Origin of the sequence: Oceanimonas baumannii (assembly GCF_002245495.1) — a bacterium.
GTDB classification, from domain to species: Bacteria; Pseudomonadota; Gammaproteobacteria; order Enterobacterales; family Aeromonadaceae; genus Oceanimonas; species Oceanimonas baumannii.
In genome coordinates, this window is sequence record NZ_NQJF01000034.1 from 1 (window position 1) to 1,419 (window position 1,419).

At 59.9% G+C, this 1,419-nt stretch carries 2 protein-coding genes; both read right to left on the reverse strand.

The genetic code is table 11. The features are described from left to right. The coding region (locus B6S09_RS18840; protein WP_141202000.1) for an HAD-IA family hydrolase at positions 1–568 on the reverse strand (568 nt) is incomplete at its 3' end. Next, on the reverse strand, positions 555–1,419 hold an 865-nt coding region (locus tag B6S09_RS17980; protein ID WP_211281095.1), incomplete at its 5' end, for an RluA family pseudouridine synthase. The genes B6S09_RS17980 and B6S09_RS18840, both read right to left, overlap by 14 nt.

The following is a 1,419-nucleotide window of genomic DNA, read 5'->3' on the forward strand; positions in this document are numbered from 1 at the left end:
AGATGTGTATAAGAGACAGGTCCATACCCGCATTGCGCGCCATCATCAGGTCAAAGGACGCATCCCCCACCATCAACGCCTCACGCGGGGAAACGGCGCAATGGGCCAGAATCTCCTCCAACATCAGAGGGTGAGGCTTGCTGGCGGTTTCATCGGCTGCGCGGGTAATATCGAAATAATCTTCAAAACCGTGGGCCTTGAGCACCCGATCCAAACCCCGACGGGCCTTGCCGGTGGCGACAGCCAAGTGGTAGCCATCGGCACGGAACGCCTCCAGGGATTGGCGCACACCCTCGAACAGAGGCGAAGGTTCGGCCTCCAGCGCAATGTAGTGATCGGCGTAGTGCTCACGGAATGCGAGCAACTCTTGATCGGCGATCTGCGGATACAAGGTACGAATCGCCTCAGGCAACCCCAGGCCGATGATGCCTTTGACCGCCAGGTCGCTGCACAGCTCGAACCCCGAGCGGGTCGAGGCCATGTGCATCGACTCAACGATGCGACCAATGGAGTTGGCCAGGGTCCCGTCCCAATCGAAAATCAGCAGTTTGTAGTCACGGTGCGGCACTCAAACGCTCCACGGTCTTGGCCCACATCTCATCAACCGGCGCCTGCAGCTTGAGCTCACCGCCATCGGGCAACGGCACGGTCAGCATATAGGCGTGAAGGAACAGGCGTTTACCGCCCAGATCGCGAATTTCCTTGGAAAAATCTTCATCGCCATACTTGGTGTCACCGGCAATGCAGTGACCAGCGTGCAGGGTGTGCACGCGGATCTGGTGGGTACGACCGGTTTCCAGCTTGACCCGCACATGGGTGTGGGACCGGAAACGCTCCAGAACTCGATAGTGGCTCACGGCCTGCTTGCCGCCTTCCATCACCGCCATACGCTGGCGCTGCTGGCCGTGGCGACCGATAGGGGCGTTGATCTTGCCACCGGCCACCACCACGCCGATCACGATGCACTCGTAGATCCGGCTGACGCTGCGGCTTTGCAACTGGGTGACCAGTTGGGTCTGGGCCTGAATGGTCTTGGCGACCACCATCAGACCGGTGGTGTCCTTGTCCAGTCGGTGCACGATGCCGCAACGCGGCACATTGATGATGTCCGGTACGTGGTGCAACAGGGCGTTGAGCAAAGTGCCATCAGCGTGCCCGGCAGCCGGGTGCACCACCAGGCCTGCGGGTTTGTTGATGACCAGAATGTCGTCGTCTTCATAGACGATATCCAGCTCGATGTCCTGGGCGACCCACTCTCCCTGGGCTTCCTGCTCGGCAGACAGCTCAAGAATCGCACCGCCATGGACTATGTCTCGCGGGCGGATAACCGCTCCATCCACAGTCAGGCGGCCGTCTTTGATCCAGGCGGAAAGGCGCGAGAGCGAGTGCTCAGCGAATAATTGCTGTCTCTTATACACA